Below are 15,688 nucleotides of genomic sequence, written 5' to 3' on the forward strand. Positions count from 1 at the left end.
CCATCCAGAAAACAAAAAGCCGCTCACGAGGAGCGGCTTTTGATGGTTGTCGGACCGTCTGATTAGACGTCGAGGTTGGCAACCCGCAGGGCGTTGGTCTCGATAAAGTCGCGACGGGGCTCTACGGCATCCCCCATCAGGGTGGAGAAGAGCTGGTCGGCGCCGACCGCGTCGTCGATGGTGACGCGCAGCATGCGACGGGCTTCCGGATCCATGGTGGTTTCCCACAACTGCTCCGGGTTCATCTCCCCCAGCCCTTTATAGCGCTGGATGTAGATGCCACGCTTGCCTTCGCCCATCAGCCACTCGACCGCTTCAACGAAGCTGGCGACCGGCTTCACCTTCTCGCCACGCTTGATGTAACCGCCTTCCTCGATCAGGTTGGCGATCTCCTTGCCCAGGGAGACCAGCTGACGGTACTCGGAGGATTGCAGGAAGTCATAGCTCAGCGGATATTCACGGTCGACCCCGTGCTGGCGTACCACGGCGTGGGGCACGAACAGGCTGCGCTCCTCGTCGCGGCGTACCTGCATCTGGTACTGGATACCGTGGTTGCTCTCGTTGAGCACGGCTTCCATGCTCTGGCACCAGGCCTGCAGATCGCTCTCGCTGGCCAGCAGGGTTTCGTTCAACTCAGGCTGATAGATCAGCTGGGTCAGCACGGCTTCCGGGGCGCGGCGGGACATGCGGGTGATGAGGTGAGTCACGGAGCGATGCTGGTTGACCAGACGCTCCAGCGCCTCGCCACCGATGGCCGGGGCAGATTCGTTGACGTGCAGGGTCGCACCGTCCAGCGCCATGGCGGTCTGGTACTGCAACAATGCGTCTTCGTCTTTCAGGTACTGCTCCTGCTTGCCCTTCTTCACCTTGTAGAGCGGCGGCTGGGCGATGAAGACATAGCCACGCTCGATGATTTCCGGCATCTGACGATAGAAGAAGGTCAGCAGCAGGGTACGGATGTGCGCACCATCGACGTCCGCATCCGTCATGATGATGATGTTGTGATAGCGCAGCTTGTCCGGGTTGTACTCGTCGCGACCGATGCCACAGCCCAGGGCGGTGATCAGGGTACCCACCTCCTGGGAGGAGATCATCTTGTCGAAACGGGCCTTCTCCACGTTCAGGATCTTGCCCTTGAGGGGCAGGATGGCCTGGTTCTTCCGGTTGCGACCCTGCTTGGCGGAGCCGCCAGCAGAGTCCCCTTCCACGATGTAGAGTTCGGAGAGCGCCGGGTCTTTCTCCTGACAGTCCGCCAGCTTGCCGGGCAGACCGGCGATATCCAGCGCGCCCTTGCGGCGGGTCAGTTCGCGGGCCTTGCGGGCCGCTTCACGGGCACGGGCCGCATCGATGATCTTGTTGACCACGATCTTGGCGTCGCCCGGGTTTTCCAGCAGGAAGTCGGCCAGCTTCTCACCCATCGCCTGTTCCACGGCGGTCTTCACTTCGGACGAGACCAGCTTGTCCTTGGTCTGGGAGGAGAACTTAGGGTCAGGCACCTTGACGGAGATAACGGCAATCAGACCTTCACGGACGTCGTCACCACTGGCGGCGGACTTGGCCTTCTTGCTGTAGTCCTCCTTGTCCATGTAGTTGTTCAGCGTCCGGGTCAGCGCGGTACGGAAGCCCACCAGGTGGGTACCGCCATCCCGCTGCGGAATATTGTTGGTGAAGCAGTAGACCCCTTCCTGATAGGCGTCGTTCCACTGCATGGCGACTTCAACACCGATGCCGTCCTGCTCTGTGGTGAAGTGGAACACCTTGGGATGGATCGGGGTCTTGTTCTGGTTCAGGTACTCGACGAAGGCCTTGATGCCCCCTTCGTAGCAGAAGTGTGCCTCGCGGCCATCACGCTCGTCCATCAGACGGATGGAGACGCCGGAGTTGAGGAAGGAGAGCTCGCGCAGACGCTTGGCCAGGATCTCGTAGTGGAACAGGGTGTCGCTGAAGATGGTCGGGCTCGGCCAGAAGCGGACTTCGGTCCCGGTGCCAGTGCTGTCACCAATCTGCTTGAGGGGTGCCTGCGGCTCGCCCAGGTGATAGGTCTGCTCGTAGACATGACCGTTGCGGCGGATGGTCAGCAGCAGCTTGTCGGAAAGCGCGTTCACCACAGAGACGCCCACACCGTGCAGACCGCCGGACACCTTGTAGGAGTTGTCATCGAATTTGCCGCCGGCGTGCAGCACGGTCATGATGACTTCAGCGGCCGAACGGCCCTCTTCCGGGTGGATGTCCACCGGAATACCGCGACCGTTGTCGCGCACGGAGACGGAGCCGTCGGAATGGATCTTGACCTGGATATCGGAGCAGTAGCCAGCCAGAGCCTCGTCGATGGAGTTGTCGACGACCTCGAACACCATGTGGTGCAGGCCCGATCCATCGTCCGTATCGCCGATATACATCCCCGGGCGCTTGCGGACCGCATCCAGGCCCTTGAGCACCTTGATATTCGAGGAGTCGTAAGTATTTTCACTCATAGCTTACTCTCTGCCTTCTCTAACGTTTCGGAGATCTTGCCTTGTTCCACGTGGAACAGCTTGCAGTCACTCGCATCCATCATGTCTGCGAGCTGACCGGTATCGATGGCGGTGATGAACACCTGGGACGCGCACTGCTTCAGCCTTGCGGCCAGCAGACGACGTTTGTCGACATCCAGTTCAGAGGCAAAATCATCAATTAAAAAAATACAGCCGCGGCTGCTATGTTGATTCAAATAGAGCCCTTGGGCCAGCCGCATGGCACAGACCAGCAACTTCAGCTGACCCCTGGACAAAATATCCTGCGCGGGCACGCCGTTCGCCTTGAGCCGCACGTCCGCCTTCTGCGGACCGACCCCAGTGTACCCCAGCGAACGATCCCGTTCGAACCCCGCCTCCAGCAATGCATCGAGGGGAGTGTCTTTTTCCCAGCCTCGATAGAATCCAAGACTGATATCGAACTCCGGCAGAAAATCTGCCGTCATCTCCTTGATCAGGGGCGTAATGGCCTGACAATAACTGGCGCGAAACCCCGCCAGCTCGCCACCCAGTCGCACCAGCTCCTGATCCCAGAATGCCAGTTGACGATACTGGGTGCTCTGGCGCAGCAAGGCATTGCGCTGCTTCAACAGCCGACGCACCCGCCCCCAGAGGGAGAAGAAGGTCGGCTCCTGATGGAAAACACCCCAGTCCAGCCAGGCCCGGCGAGCCTGAGGCCCACCGGTCAGCAGGCTGAAACCATCGGGGTGGATCAACTGTACCGGCAACAGCTCCGCCAGATCGGCCAGGCGCTGGGCCTGGGCACCGGCGATCTTGAGCTGGGTTTCGCCCCCCTTGTCCTTGGCAAGCCCGATGGGCACCTGACGCCCCTCCAGCTCGCACTGGGCAAACAGGGTAAAGGCCCGCTCGCCCTGGCGGATGACCCGCCCGGTCAAATGGGTACGAAACGAGCGGCCGAGACCAAGGTAATGAATGGCTTCCAGCACGCTGGTCTTGCCGCTACCGTTGCTCCCGACCAGGATATTGAGGCCGGGAGACAGCGCGAGACTGGCGTGCTGAATGTTGCGAAAGTCGCTGAGCTGGAGTTTGACCAGGGACACGACTAGATCCGCATCGGCATCACCACGTACTGGGCATCTTGGTTCTCAAAATCCTCAATAATGGCGCTGCTGATGGAATCGCTCAGGCTGATCCGGATTTGGTCACATTTTAACGTATTCAACACGTCCAGCACATAGGAGACGTTGAAGCCGATCTCCATCTCGCCAGCGGCGTATTGTACGTCAAGCAGCTCTTCGGCTTCTTCCTGTTCCGGGTTGTTGGCGGTGATGCGCAGCAGGTTTTCCTGCAGATTGAGACGCACCCCACGGAATTTCTCGTTGGAGAGGATGGCGGCACGGGCAAAGGCCTGGCGCAGATCCTCGCGACCGGCGATCAGGGCCTTGTCGCTCCCTCTCGGGATGACGCGGCGCCAGTCCGGGAAACGGCCATCCACCAGCTTGGAGGTGAAGATGAAGCCATCCAGAGCGGCGCGCAGGTTGCTGCGACCCACTTGCAGCCGTACCGGCTTGTCTTCCGCTTCCAGCAGGCGCACCAGCTCCAGCACCCCTTTGCGCGGCAGGATGACCTGATGATCGGGCAACGATTCCCCCACCACCTCGCGGCGGCAGGTGGCCAGCCGGTGACCGTCCGTCGCCACGGTACGCAGGCCGTGGCCTTCGCTCTCGAACAGCATGCCGTTCAGGTAGTAGCGCACGTCCTGGCTCGCCATGGAGAACTGGGTCGCGTCGATGAGTTTTTTCAGCTCCAGCTGGCTGATGTCGAACTCGAGTACAGATTCCCAATCCTCGATGTTCGGGTATTCGGTGGCCGGCAGGGTCGACAGGTTGAAGCGGGAGCGGCCGGAACGGATGATGAGGCGCTCTCCCTCGGTGCTGAGGCGGATCTCCGCCCCCTCCGGCAGACCGCGACAGATGTCCAGCAGCTTGCGCGCCGGCACTGTGGTGCGGCCATCCTGGCTGTCGCTGTTGAGATAGACCTGTCCGATCATCTCCACCTCGAGATCGGTCCCGGTCAGCGACAGCAGGCCATTGCTGACATCGAGCAGGACGTTGCCGAGGATGGGCAGGGTCGGCCGGCCACCCAGGGCACCGGACACCAGTTGCAGGGGACGTAACAGGGCCTCACGGCTAATTTCGAGCTGCATCTGTGCTCTCCGTTGTTATTGGGAGGAAAGGATTCGGATCAGGCTGGAACATGCAATCTGCATCTGTGCACTCCGTTCCGTTATCAGGAAGAAAGGGTACGGATCAGGTTGGAATAGTCTTCCTTGATGTCGTGACTCTCTTCCTTCAGCTGCTCGATCTTGCGGCAGGCATGAAGAACCGTGGTGTGGTCACGGCCACCAAAGGCATCCCCTATCTCAGGCAAGCTGTGGTTGGTCAGCTCCTTGGCCAGCGCCATAGCCAGCTGGCGCGGGCGGGCAACGGAACGGGAGCGACGCTTGGAGAGCAGATCCGCCAGCTTGATCTTGTAGTACTCCGCCACCGTCTTCTGGATGTTGTCGATGGTGACCAGCTTCTCCTGCAAGGCCAGCAGATCGCGCAGCGCCTCGCGCACGAAGTCGATGTTGATGGCGCGGCCGGTGAAGTTGGCGTTGGCGATCACCCGGTTGAGGGCGCCTTCCAGTTCACGGACGTTGGAGCGCAGCCGTTTGGCGATGAAGAAGGCCACTTCGTCCGGCAGGTGGATCTGGTTCTCGTCCGCCTTGCGCATCAGGATGGCAACCCGGGTCTCCAGCTCCGGCGGCTCGATCGCCACAGTGAGTCCCCAGCCGAAGCGGGACTTGAGACGATCTTCCACCCCGTTGATCTCTTTCGGATAGCGGTCCGAGGTCAGAATGATCTGCTGGTTTCCTTCAAGCAGGGCATTGAAGGTGTGGAAGAACTCCTCCTGGGAGCGCTCCTTGTTGGCGAAGAACTGGATGTCATCGATGAGCAGGGCATCGACGCTACGGTAATAACGCTTGAACTCTTCAATGGCGTTATTCTGCAGCGCCTTCACCATGTCCTGCACGAACCGTTCGGAGTGCATGTAGATGACTTTGGCGTCTTTCTTGCGATCCTTGATGGCATTGCCAACGGCGTGCAGCAGGTGAGTCTTGCCAAGGCCGGTTCCGCCATAGAGGAACAGCGGGTTGTAGGCACCACCCGGATTGTCGGCCACCTGACGGGCGGCCGCACGGGCCAGCTGGTTGGACTTACCCTCGACGAAATTCTCGAAGGTATAGTTCACGTTGGTGTTGCTCTTGTGGTTTGGCTCGGGCTTGTTTTCGGCCTTGTTTTCCCAGCTCTTGGGAGAGTTATTCACAGGATCGACACCACGGGCCGGCGCCCTGGCGACCGCGACGGGATGAGGGCGATTGCCGATATCAAAACGCAGGGTGGGAGCGTCGGCTCCGCACAGCTCGTTGATGATGCCGTTGACCCGGAGCAGGTACTTGTCGCGTACCCAGTCCAGAACAAAGCGGTTCGGTGCATACAGGGTCAGAGTATTGTCACTCAACTCCGCTTGAAGCGGCCGGATCCACATGCTGAATTCTGCCGAGGGCAACTCATCTTGCAGCCGGTTAAGGCACTGCTGCCATAGCGAAGCAGTCACTCTAGACTCCCGTCAATTGATTAAGTAAAGACCGGCTATTCTACGTTTTTAGTGGCCGGATCTCCAGTTGCAGCCGCACGGATCCAGCAAATAAGATCCTTGACTTTCAAGGATCCAACGCCCCAGGATCCCATTTCATCCCCAAAGTTACCCACAGCCGGATATCGGCAATGTGGACAGAATGGCGCGCTGCGACCATAGTTATTTTATATAACCAAATATCATTTATTTTTTATATTTTATTCCAATAACATCAGCGCCAACCCGTGATTACAACTAAAAATACAGCACTACAGAGAGAGGAATCCCCATGAAAACTACCATCAAGCTGATTTCCGGCGCCGCCATTCTGCTGGCCAGCCTGTCCGGCCAGGCCATCGCCCAGGAAACCATCAAGGTCGGCATGTCCGGCAAATATTTCCCGTTCACCTTCGTCAAGCAGGACAAGCTGCAGGGCTTCGAAGTGGACATGTGGAACCAGATCGGTGAGCGCACCGGCTACAAGGTCGAGTTCGTGACCGCCAGCTTCTCCGGCCTGTTCGGCATGCTGGAAACCGGCCGCGTCGACACCATCTCCAACCAGATCACCATCACCGACGAGCGCAAGGCCAAGTACGCCTTCTCCCAGCCCTATGTCTATGACGGTGCCCAGATCGTGGTCCGCAAAGGCAACAACACCATCCACGGCATCAAGGACCTGGAAGGCAAGAAGGTCGCCGTCAACCTGGGCTCCAACTTCGAAGAGCTGCTGCGCAAGAACGACCCCAACAAGAAGATCGATATCCGTACCTATGACTCCGCCTTCGAGCAGGATGTCGCCCTGGGCCGCATCGACGCCTTCGTGATGGACCGCGTCTCCACCGCCCAGCTGATCAAGGAATCCAAGCTGCCGCTGCAACAGGCCGGTGCACCGTTCGAAACCATCGAAAACGCCCTGCCCTTCCTGAAGACCCCGGAAAAGCAGGCCGTGCTGAAGAAGGTTGACGATGCCCTCACCGCCATGCGCAAAGACGGCACCCTGACCAAAATCTCCGAAAAATGGTTCGCAGCGGACATCACCAGCAAATAAATGATGGAATTTGACCTCGAGTACACGCTGGGGCTGTTTCCCATCCTGCTCAAATACCTGGGCACCACGATGGAAATGGCCCTGTGGGGATTCGTATTGGCACTCGTACTGTCGCTGATCCTGGCGATAGTACGGGTGTTTCGCGTTCCCGCACTTCACTGGCTGGCGATGCTGTATATCTCGTTCTTCCGGGGTACACCGCTGCTCGTCCAGCTGTTCCTGCTCTATTACGGGCTGCCGCAGCTCTTCCCCATCTTCGTGGGGATGGATGCCTTTACCGCCGCCATCATCGGCCTGACCCTGCACTTCGCCGCCTACATGGCCGAGTCGATCCGGGCAGCCATTCTCGGCATCCACAAGAGCCAGATGGAAGCCGCCCTCAGCATCGGCATGAGCCGGCTGCAGGCGATGCAGCGGATCATCCTGCCCCAGGCGGCCCGCATCGCGACACCATCGCTGATGAACTACTTCATCGACATGATCAAGAGCACTTCCCTGGCGTTTACCCTGGGTGTGGCGGAGATCATGGGCAAGGCCCAGATGGAAGCGGCCTCCTCCTTCAAGTTCTTCGAGAGCTTCATGGCGGTGGCGCTGATCTACTGGGTGGTGGTCATCTTCTTCACCCGCTTGCAGCATCTGCTGGAAGTGCGGCTGAACCGTGCTTATTAAAGGAGGCCTGTCATGATCAACCTAACGGGTCTCTCCAAGGCCTATGACGGAAATCAGGTGCTCAACGGCATCGATCTTGAGGTAAAGAAGGGGGAGATTGTCGTCATCATCGGCCCCTCCGGTACCGGTAAGTCGACTCTGCTGCGCTGCCTCAACCTGCTGGAAACCCCGGATGCAGGGCGGCTCGTCATCGATGACCTCGCCGTGGATCTGGCCAAGGCCAGCGACCAGCAGGCCATCGAACTGCGCAAACGCGCCTCTTTCGTGTTCCAGAACTACGCCCTGTTCGCCAACAAGACGGCGCTGGACAACATCGCCGAGGGGCTGATCACCGTCTGGAAGCAGCCGAAGGCGGAGGCTCGTGCCACTGCCCTGGGCATCCTCAAGGACATCGGCCTCGCCGAGAAACAGGATGCCTACCCGGCCTCCCTCTCCGGCGGCCAGCAACAGCGCGTCGGCATCGGCCGGGCCATGGCGGCCCACTCCAAGGTGATCCTGTTTGACGAGCCCACCTCCGCCCTCGATCCCGAGTGGGTCGACGAGGTGCTGGGCCTGATGAAGCAGCTCGCCCGCCAGCACCAGACCATGGTAGTGGTGACCCACGAGATCGAGTTTGCCCGTGATGTCGCCGATCGGGTGATCTTCATGGAAGGAGGCCGGATCGTGGAGCAGGGCCCGCCGGATCAGATATTGGTCGATCCGCAGGATCCCCGTACCCGGGAGTTCCTGCGCAAAGTACTTAAATAGCTCTCTCTTTGGCGGCCTGGCCGCCTTTTTTCTTGAGGGATCCTTGTTTAACCCCGGGTTGCCAGTATAATTCGGGGCCCTTGATCCTCCGGATCCTGCCAGATTATCCCGCTCGGTCGACGAACGGGGCGAGATGGAAAGGAACCGCGGATTGACGAGAAGCTGAACTCTGTTTAGAATTCGGCCTCTTTTGCTAGTCGTCACACGCTATAGCTGGCGCGTCGGCTAAGTGTGACAATCAAAACTGTACAGAAATACGGAATCGAATCATGAAACGTACTTTTCAACCGTCCAACCTGAAGCGCAAGCGCTCTCACGGTTTCCGCGCTCGCATGGCTACTGCCAACGGCCGCAAAGTTCTGGCCGCTCGTCGTGCCAAGGGTCGTGCCCGCCTGGTAGTCTAATGCCTACCCAGCACACCTTCTCTCGGGAGTTACGTCTGTTAACTCCCGAACACTTCAAACGCGTTTTCGCCGAGCCTGTCCGGGCCGCTTCTCCGCAAATTACGCTTCTTGCTTGCCCCAACTCCCTCGAACACCCCCGTCTTGGCCTCGCCGTGCCCAAAAAGGCGCTCAAGCGTGCCGTCTGGCGCAACCGTGTAAAACGAGTGGTTCGGGAAAGTTTTCGCCTCAATCAAGCCAATCTGCCCGCTATCGACATCGTCGTGATCGCCAAGGGTGGCGTGAAGGAGATGGACAACGAAGCGCTGTTCAAGTTACTGGAAAAGCTATGGCGCACTCTGTCACGCCGTTGCAATGGGTAGCAATCAAACTGATACGCCTGTATCAGCTAATCATTAGTCCCCTGCTCGGGCCGCGCTGCCGTTTCACCCCGACTTGTTCCCAATTTGCGATAGAAGCAATCCGACTTCACGGTTTCATAAAAGGCGTTTGGTTAGCCAGCAAACGTCTATTAAAATGCCATCCCTTATCCGAGGGTGGTTATGACCCGGTTCCGCAACCAAAGCGAAGAAACTGAAGACTATGGAATCACAACGCAATTTACTCCTGATCGGTTTGCTGTTCGTGAGCTTCTTGCTCTGGCAACAGTGGGAGTCCGACAAGGCTCCGAAGCCGGCCCCGACTACCGTGGCCCAAACCGAACATTTCGTACCTGAAGCCGGTCAGACCGGTGATATTCCTCAGGTTTCCGAGCAAGCAAATGGTAACGCCGCGCGCAAGCTGATCACCGTCTCCTCCGACGTGCTCAAATTGACCCTGGACACCCAGGGCGGTGACATCGTCTCTGCCGAGCTGCTGGCCCACAAGCTGGAAGAAGGCAAGGAACAGCCGTTCACCCTGCTGACCAGCCAGCCTGCCCACCTCTATGTGGCCCAGAGCGGTCTGGTCGGTCGCAATGGTCCGGACAGCCAGGCCCAGGGTCGTCCCACCTATGAAGCCGCCCAGACCAGCTATCAGCTGGCCGATGGTCAGGATCAAGTCGTCGTTCCGATGACCTGGACCGACAGCAAGGGTGTGGTCTTCACCAAGGAGTTCGTGCTCAAGCGCGGTGATTACGCCGTGGGCGTCGACTACAAGATCGACAACAAGTCTGCCGAGCCGGTCCAGGTACAGTTCTACGGTCAGCTGAAGCAGACCATGACCACGCCGAAGGATCAGGAAGGTCATGCCATGGTGGCCAGTGCCTACCGTGGTGGTGCCTTCTCCAGCGAAGACTCCCGCTACAAGAAGTACACCTTCGACGAGATGAAGGATGCCGACCTGAACAAGACCACCCAGGGTGGTTGGGTCGCCATGCTGCAGCACTACTTCGTCTCTGCCTGGGCCCCGAATGCCAACGACACCAACAGCTTCTACAGCCGCGTGATCCCGGGCAAGGACCAGGCCATCATCGGCTACAAGGCGCCGCTGGTTGACGTCGCTGCCGGCCAGCAGGCCGAAGTGAGCGGCAAGCTGTGGATCGGTCCCAAGCTGCAGGATCAAATGGCCAAGGTGGCAAACCACCTGGATCTGACCGTCGACTACGGCTGGCTCTGGTTCATCGCCCAACCGCTGCACTGGCTGCTGACCGTGTTCCACGGTTTCGTCCAGAACTGGGGTCTGGCCATCATCATGCTGACCCTGCTGGTGCGCGGCATCATGTTCCCGCTGACCAAGGCCCAGTACACCTCCATGGCCAAGATGCGCATGCTCCAGCCCAAGCTGGCTGCGCTCAAGGAACGCTTCGGTGACGATCGCCAGAAGATGTCCCAGGGCATGATGGAGCTGTACAAGAAGGAGAAGGTCAACCCGCTGGGCGGCTGCCTGCCCATCCTGGTACAGATGCCCATCTTCATCGCCCTCTACTGGGCACTGATGGAGTCTGTCGAGCTGCGCCACGCGCCGTTCGCCCTGTGGATCACCGACCTGTCGGTGAAGGACCCCTTCTTCGTGCTGCCAATCCTCATGGGTGCCTCCATGTGGTATCTGCAGAAGATGAGCCCGACCACCATCACGGACCCGATGCAGCAGAAGGTGATGCAGTTCATGCCGATCATCTTCACCTTCATGTTCCTCTGGTTCCCGGCAGGTCTGACTCTGTACTGGCTGGTGAGCAACGTCATCTCCATCATCCAGCAGACCATCATCTATCGTCAGCTGGAGAAGAAAGGCCTGCACTCACGCAACTGATGCGCAGCCCATCTTTCCTGATGACAAAAGAGGCGGCCTTCGGGCCGCCTTTTTTATTACAATGTCCCCCACCCTCTTACTCATTCAGCCAACCAGCGAGTCAAGCAAGATGACAACAGATACCATCGTGGCCCAGGCCACCGCCCCCGGCCGTGGCGGCGTCGGCATAGTCCGCGTCTCCGGCCCTGCCGCCGAGCGGGTCGCCGAGATAGTGCTCGGCAAGCTCCCCAGGGTGCGTTATGCCGAATATCTGCCGTTCAGGGACGAGCAGGGCCAGGCGCTGGATCAGGGCATCGCCCTGCTGTTCAAGGCCCCCAACAGCTTCACCGGCGAAGACGTGCTGGAGCTGCAGGGCCATGGCGGCCCCGTCATCCTGGACATGCTGGTGCGCCGCATCCTGCAGATCGATGGCATCCGCCCCGCCCGCCCGGGCGAGTTCAGCGAGCGCGCCTTCCTCAACGACAAGCTGGATCTGGCCCAGGCCGAGGCCATCGCCGATCTCATCGAAGCCTCCAGCGAGCAGGCCGCCCGCAGCGCCATGCACTCCCTCCAGGGGCAGTTCTCCGGCAAGGTTCAGCAGTTGGTGGAGAGTCTCACCCGGCTGCGCATCTATGTGGAAGCGGCCATCGACTTCCCGGATGAAGAGATCGACTTTCTCTCCGACGGCAAGGTGGCGGGTGACCTCTACGCCATCATGTCCGAGCTGGACGACGTACGCAGCGAGGCCAAGCAGGGTGCCCTGCTGCGAGAGGGGATGAAGGTGGTGATCGCCGGTCGTCCCAACGCCGGCAAATCGAGCCTGCTCAACGCCCTCGCAGGCCGCGAGTCCGCCATCGTCACCGAGATCGCCGGTACCACCCGCGACGTGCTGCGCGAGCACATTCATCTGGATGGCATGCCGCTGCACATCATCGACACCGCGGGCCTGCGCGATACCCAGGACAAGGTGGAACAGATCGGCATCGAGCGTGCCTGGGCCGAGATCGAACAGGCCGACCGGGTGCTGTTCATGGTGGACGGCACCACCACGGATGCCGTCGATCCCCACGACATCTGGCCGGAATTCGTTGATCGGTTGCCAAAAAACATCGGCCTCACCGTGGTGCGCAACAAGGCGGACCTGACCGGCGAGGACCTGGCACCGAGCCAGGAGCAGGGCCACGCCGTCTATCGCATCTCCGCCAAGACCGAGCTGGGGCTGCCCGCACTGCGCGAGCACCTCAAGGCCTGCATGGGATTCCAAGGCAACACCGAAGGGGGCTTCATGGCCCGCCGCCGCCACCTGGACGCACTGGAGCGTGCCGCCGAACGGCTGCTGGTAGCCAGGGAGCAGCTTGAGGTCTATGTGGCTGGCGAACTGGTAGCCGAGGAGCTGCGCCTGGCCCAGGAGTCCCTGTCCGAGATCACCGGCGAGTTCAGCTCCGACGATCTGCTGGGCCGCATCTTCTCCAGTTTCTGCATCGGCAAATAGCGCCGCACGGTAGGCAATAAAAAGCCCGGGTTCATCCCGGGCTTTTTTTTGTGCGCTTTTCATCCATCAACCTAGAGGCGGCGCAGGCACCACATGAAGTAAGCACCCCCTAACAGGGTGGAGACCAGACCGACGGGCACCTCCTGGGGAAAGAGGATCTGCTGGCCGATCCAGTCCGCCGACACCATCAGCAAAGCGCCACAGCCTGCGGCGCCGAGCAGGTGCCAGCGCGCCCTCACCAGCCCCATCAATCTGGCCAGGTGCGGCGCCAGCAGACCGGCAAAGGAGAGCGGGCCTATCACCATGGTGGCACTGGCGGTGAGCACGGCCACCAGCAGCAGGATGGTGAGCTGGGCACGGCCGAGATGGATCCCCAGAGCCGTCGCTACCGCCGGCCCCATGGGCATGAGATCGAGCCAGCGGCTCACCAGCAGGCAGGCTGCCAGCATCAGCAGCGCCAACACCACCAGGGCAAGGGCCACCGGCTGGGTGACGTAATAGGTGGAACCGGACATCCAGGAGAGCAGTTGCTGCACCCGCAGGTCGCCGTTGGCCAGGGCGATGGCCTGCAACGGCTCGAACAGCGCCGTGATGGCGATGCCAGACAGCAGTATCCGCTCCGGCTGGAAGCCGTTGCGCCGGTTGATAAGCACCAGCAGCAACAGGCAGGCGAAGGCGCCCACCAGCCCCCCCAGCAGCATCATGGGCAGCGGCAAGGCGGGCAGCAACAGGGCCGCCGCAATCACCCCCATGAAGGTGCCACCGCTCACCCCCAGCAGTTCGGGGCTCGCCATAGGGTTGTTGCTGACTCGCTGCAACAGGGTGCCTGCCAGCGCCAGCAACACGCCTGCGGCACCCGCTGCCAGCGTGCGCGGCAAGCGCCACTCCAGCTGGACCTGCCACCGCAGCCAGCTCGGCCAGCCCCAGCCGCCCATTCCCTGCCCAAACAACAGGGAGGCGATCACCGCCGCAGCCAGCCCCAACACCATCAGGCCGACAAGGCGAGTTGGCGCCGGATGGCGGGCCAACTGCAGGGAGGAGTTCGCCTTAGGCGCACTCTGCTTGATACCAAGACGCGGGATCAGCCAGAGCAGCAGCGGCGCCCCCAACAGGGCCGTCATGGCGCCGGTCGGGATCAGCACAGGCCAGAACCGGCTCAGGGTCTGCAGCAGCAGATCGGTGGCCGCCAGCAACAGGGCGCCGAGGATGGGCGCCCACAGCAGCCGCTGGGCCAGTTTTCTGACCCCCAGCAGCCGCACCATGGCGGGCGCCGCCAGCCCGATAAAACCGATCAGCCCCACCACGCTCACCACGCAGGCGGTGACGAACACGGCGAGACCCAGACCAGCCAGGCGTAGATGCTTGAGGGAGACCCCCAGGCTGCGAGCGCTGGCATCGTCCAGCTCCAGCACAGCCAGCGGGCGCACCAGCACCACCGCCAGCATCGCGGCCAGCAGCAACCGTGGCAGCAGATAGCCGACGCCGCTCCAGCTGTTCTGGGCCAGAGATCCGCTCCCCCACACCAGCAACCCTTTGAGCTCCTCCTGGAAGAACAGCAGCAATCCCATGCTGATGGCGGCCAGATAGAGGTTGATCACCAGCCCTGCAAAGACGATGACCACGGGATTGAGCTGACGGCGCCAGGCCAGGGCGAAGACCAGCCCCATGGCCAGGCTTCCCCCGGCCATGGCGATCCACTCCCGCCCGATCAGCAGCCAGGAGGGGGCGAGCAGGGTCACCATCATCAGCGCCAGCTGGGCGCCGGAGGCCACCCCCAGGGTGGTGGGCGAGGCCAGGGGATTGCGCAGCACCTGCTGCATCAGGGTACCGGCGAGCCCGAGGGCGGCACCGGCCAGCAGGCAGATGGCAAGGCGCGGCAGCCAGCTGAAATGGACCACCGCCTGACGGGCATCGTCCAGCTCGGGGGAGAACAGGGCCTGCCACCAGAGCGCCCCCGGCAGTTGACGCGCCAGCTCGGCGCAAGCCAGCCCCAGTGTCAGCACCAACAGGCAGAGACCCGGACGCAGCAGGGGCGAAGAAAGAGAAGAGCTCATTGATTTGATCCCCCGGTTGCTCTGTGGACAGCCTGCTCCCGCAAGGCACCGTCCAGCAGGGTGGCGAAGCGGCGGGCCGCCAATATGCCACCAAAACTCCATGTCGCAGGCAGATGGATCACCGGATTGTTCTGTACCAGCGGGAGATGCTGCCACAATCCAGGCTCCTGAAGTTTTTCACCAACTCCTACGGGCACGGGGTCCACCACCACCAGCCTGGCCTCCGGCATCCCGAGAAACTGCTCCAGGCTCGCGACCGAGAATCCCCAGGCATTGGTCTCTCCCTGCCAGGCGTTGCGAAGGCCGAGGCGCTGCATCACTGCCTCGAACAGGCTGCCACGGCCAAACACCCGCACATGGCGCTCATCGATGAATTGCACCACCAGCAAGGGGGGCATATCGGCGGGCTGCGCCGCCTGCATCTGTGCCAGATCCAGCTCCAGCGCGGCGAGCTGGCGTTCGGCCTCCGCCTCTTTGTTGACCAGGGCGGCGATGGTCAGGGTCGCTTCCCGCAGTCGCTGCCACAGATCGGTGCCCGGTTCATACAGAGCGATGGAGTGCACCGGCGCGATGCGGGAGAGGGTCGGCGCCAGGGGGGCCGCCAGCGGCGAGATGAGAATAAGATCCGGTTTGAGCTCCGCCAGCAGTTCCCGGTTGGGTTGGGCACGCAGCCCGATATCGATCACCCCGGCAGGAAGCTGGGGTTCACCGACCCAGGCGCGATAGGGGGCCACATCCCCCACCGCCATCGGGGTGACCCCCAGGGCCAGCAGGGTCTCGGCTATGGTCCAGTCCACGGTGGCGATGCGGGGCGTGGCGCTGGTGGCGTCGGTGGCGGTGACAAGCTGCCCGGCCTCCCCTGCCAGGGGCAGCAGCAGACTGAGCAGACAGGGCGCCATCTTCAATAAACGGTT

The 15,688-nt window shown here is 61.2% G+C and carries 14 protein-coding genes; 8 read left to right on the forward strand and 6 right to left on the reverse strand.

Features of this window, described 5'->3' with window-relative positions; translation table 11 throughout:
* Positions 1 to 62: 62 nt before the first annotated feature.
* The 4 genes from gyrB to dnaA all read right to left on the reverse strand — a co-directional run bounded on the left by gyrB (position 63) and on the right by dnaA (position 6,134).
* Positions 63 to 2,474, reverse strand: coding sequence for a DNA topoisomerase (ATP-hydrolyzing) subunit B (gene gyrB, locus AB5Y51_RS16345; protein ID WP_042016138.1), 2,412 nt, complete (start codon positions 2,472 to 2,474; stop codon positions 63 to 65).
* The gene (gene recF / locus AB5Y51_RS16350; RefSeq protein WP_010672287.1) at positions 2,471 to 3,574 is read right to left on the reverse strand and encodes a DNA replication/repair protein RecF; all 1,104 of its coding nucleotides are present in this window, start codon (positions 3,572 to 3,574) and stop codon (positions 2,471 to 2,473) included. The genes gyrB and recF overlap by 4 nt, the downstream gene beginning before the upstream one ends.
* A gap of 2 nt (positions 3,575 to 3,576) precedes the next feature.
* Complete coding sequence (dnaN, locus tag AB5Y51_RS16355) at positions 3,577 to 4,680, reverse strand: DNA polymerase III subunit beta (RefSeq protein WP_039040646.1); 1,104 nt, start codon at positions 4,678 to 4,680, stop codon at positions 3,577 to 3,579.
* Between the two features lie 83 nt (positions 4,681 to 4,763).
* On the reverse strand, positions 4,764 to 6,134 hold the full coding sequence (gene dnaA, locus AB5Y51_RS16360; RefSeq protein ID WP_039040645.1) for a chromosomal replication initiator protein DnaA: 1,371 nt from the start codon (positions 6,132 to 6,134) through the stop codon (positions 4,764 to 4,766).
* Between the two features lie 310 nt (positions 6,135 to 6,444).
* Here dnaA and AB5Y51_RS16365 point away from each other — a divergent pair, with 310 nt between their 5' ends.
* The 8 genes from AB5Y51_RS16365 to mnmE all read left to right on the forward strand — a co-directional run bounded on the left by AB5Y51_RS16365 (position 6,445) and on the right by mnmE (position 12,720).
* Positions 6,445 to 7,203, forward strand: coding sequence for an amino acid ABC transporter substrate-binding protein (locus AB5Y51_RS16365; RefSeq protein ID WP_010672284.1), 759 nt, complete (start codon positions 6,445 to 6,447; stop codon positions 7,201 to 7,203).
* Entirely contained in the window at positions 7,204 to 7,872 is a 669-nt protein-coding gene (locus AB5Y51_RS16370; protein ID WP_010672283.1) for an amino acid ABC transporter permease, read from the forward strand. It abuts the gene before it with no gap.
* A gap of 12 nt (positions 7,873 to 7,884) precedes the next feature.
* On the forward strand, positions 7,885 to 8,619 hold the full coding sequence (locus AB5Y51_RS16375) for an amino acid ABC transporter ATP-binding protein (protein ID WP_010672282.1): 735 nt from the start codon (positions 7,885 to 7,887) through the stop codon (positions 8,617 to 8,619).
* A gap of 269 nt (positions 8,620 to 8,888) precedes the next feature.
* Positions 8,889 to 9,023, forward strand: coding sequence for a 50S ribosomal protein L34 (rpmH, locus tag AB5Y51_RS16380; RefSeq protein WP_005307156.1), 135 nt, complete (start codon positions 8,889 to 8,891; stop codon positions 9,021 to 9,023).
* On the forward strand, positions 9,023 to 9,382 hold the full coding sequence (rnpA, locus tag AB5Y51_RS16385; RefSeq protein WP_010672281.1) for a ribonuclease P protein component: 360 nt from the start codon (positions 9,023 to 9,025) through the stop codon (positions 9,380 to 9,382). The genes rpmH and rnpA overlap by 1 nt, the downstream gene beginning before the upstream one ends.
* Positions 9,349 to 9,597, forward strand: coding sequence for a membrane protein insertion efficiency factor YidD (yidD, locus tag AB5Y51_RS16390; protein ID WP_010672280.1), 249 nt, complete (start codon positions 9,349 to 9,351; stop codon positions 9,595 to 9,597). The genes rnpA and yidD overlap by 34 nt, the downstream gene beginning before the upstream one ends.
* 5 nt (positions 9,598 to 9,602) lie before the next feature.
* The gene (gene yidC, locus AB5Y51_RS16395) at positions 9,603 to 11,249 is read left to right on the forward strand and encodes a membrane protein insertase YidC (RefSeq protein WP_010672279.1); all 1,647 of its coding nucleotides are present in this window, start codon (positions 9,603 to 9,605) and stop codon (positions 11,247 to 11,249) included.
* A 109-nt stretch (positions 11,250 to 11,358) separates the two neighbouring features.
* On the forward strand, positions 11,359 to 12,720 hold the full coding sequence (gene mnmE, locus AB5Y51_RS16400) for a tRNA uridine-5-carboxymethylaminomethyl(34) synthesis GTPase MnmE (protein ID WP_368178745.1): 1,362 nt from the start codon (positions 11,359 to 11,361) through the stop codon (positions 12,718 to 12,720).
* 71 nt (positions 12,721 to 12,791) lie between these two features.
* Here the strand turns inward: mnmE and fhuB are convergent, their stop codons facing one another.
* Positions 12,792 to 14,774: a Fe(3+)-hydroxamate ABC transporter permease FhuB gene (gene fhuB / locus AB5Y51_RS16405; RefSeq protein ID WP_368178746.1), complete on the reverse strand. Its 1,983-nt coding sequence runs from the start codon at positions 14,772 to 14,774 to the stop codon at positions 12,792 to 12,794.
* A complete protein-coding gene (locus AB5Y51_RS16410; RefSeq protein ID WP_368178754.1) occupies positions 14,771 to 15,673 on the reverse strand; it encodes an ABC transporter substrate-binding protein in 903 nt (300 codons plus the stop codon). Before AB5Y51_RS16410 ends, fhuB begins: the two co-directional genes overlap by 4 nt.
* Between the last annotated feature and the right edge of the window lie 15 nt (positions 15,674 to 15,688).

Source organism: Aeromonas sp. R7-1, from assembly GCF_040908115.1.
Lineage (GTDB): Bacteria > Pseudomonadota > Gammaproteobacteria > Enterobacterales > Aeromonadaceae > Aeromonas > Aeromonas caviae.

Excerpts from the sequence above, each read along its gene's own strand:
- gyrB (WP_042016138.1), bottom strand. The coding sequence starts at position 2,474 with ATGAGTGAAAATACTTACGACTCCTCGAATATCAAGGTGCTCAAGGGC.
- dnaN (WP_039040646.1), bottom strand. The coding sequence starts at position 4,680 with ATGCAGCTCGAAATTAGCCGTGAGGCCCTGTTACGTCCCCTGCAACTG.
- AB5Y51_RS16365 (WP_010672284.1), top strand. The coding sequence starts at position 6,445 with ATGAAAACTACCATCAAGCTGATTTCCGGCGCCGCCATTCTGCTGGCC.
- AB5Y51_RS16370 (WP_010672283.1), top strand. The coding sequence starts at position 7,204 with ATGATGGAATTTGACCTCGAGTACACGCTGGGGCTGTTTCCCATCCTG.
- AB5Y51_RS16375 (WP_010672282.1), top strand. The coding sequence starts at position 7,885 with ATGATCAACCTAACGGGTCTCTCCAAGGCCTATGACGGAAATCAGGTG.
- rpmH (WP_005307156.1), top strand. The coding sequence starts at position 8,889 with ATGAAACGTACTTTTCAACCGTCCAACCTGAAGCGCAAGCGCTCTCAC.
- rnpA (WP_010672281.1), top strand. The coding sequence starts at position 9,023 with ATGCCTACCCAGCACACCTTCTCTCGGGAGTTACGTCTGTTAACTCCC.
- yidD (WP_010672280.1), top strand. The coding sequence starts at position 9,349 with ATGGCGCACTCTGTCACGCCGTTGCAATGGGTAGCAATCAAACTGATA.
- yidC (WP_010672279.1), top strand. The coding sequence starts at position 9,603 with ATGGAATCACAACGCAATTTACTCCTGATCGGTTTGCTGTTCGTGAGC.
- mnmE (WP_368178745.1), top strand. The coding sequence starts at position 11,359 with ATGACAACAGATACCATCGTGGCCCAGGCCACCGCCCCCGGCCGTGGC.
- fhuB (WP_368178746.1), bottom strand. The coding sequence starts at position 14,774 with ATGAGCTCTTCTCTTTCTTCGCCCCTGCTGCGTCCGGGTCTCTGCCTG.
- AB5Y51_RS16410 (WP_368178754.1), bottom strand. The coding sequence starts at position 15,673 with ATGGCGCCCTGTCTGCTCAGTCTGCTGCTGCCCCTGGCAGGGGAGGCC.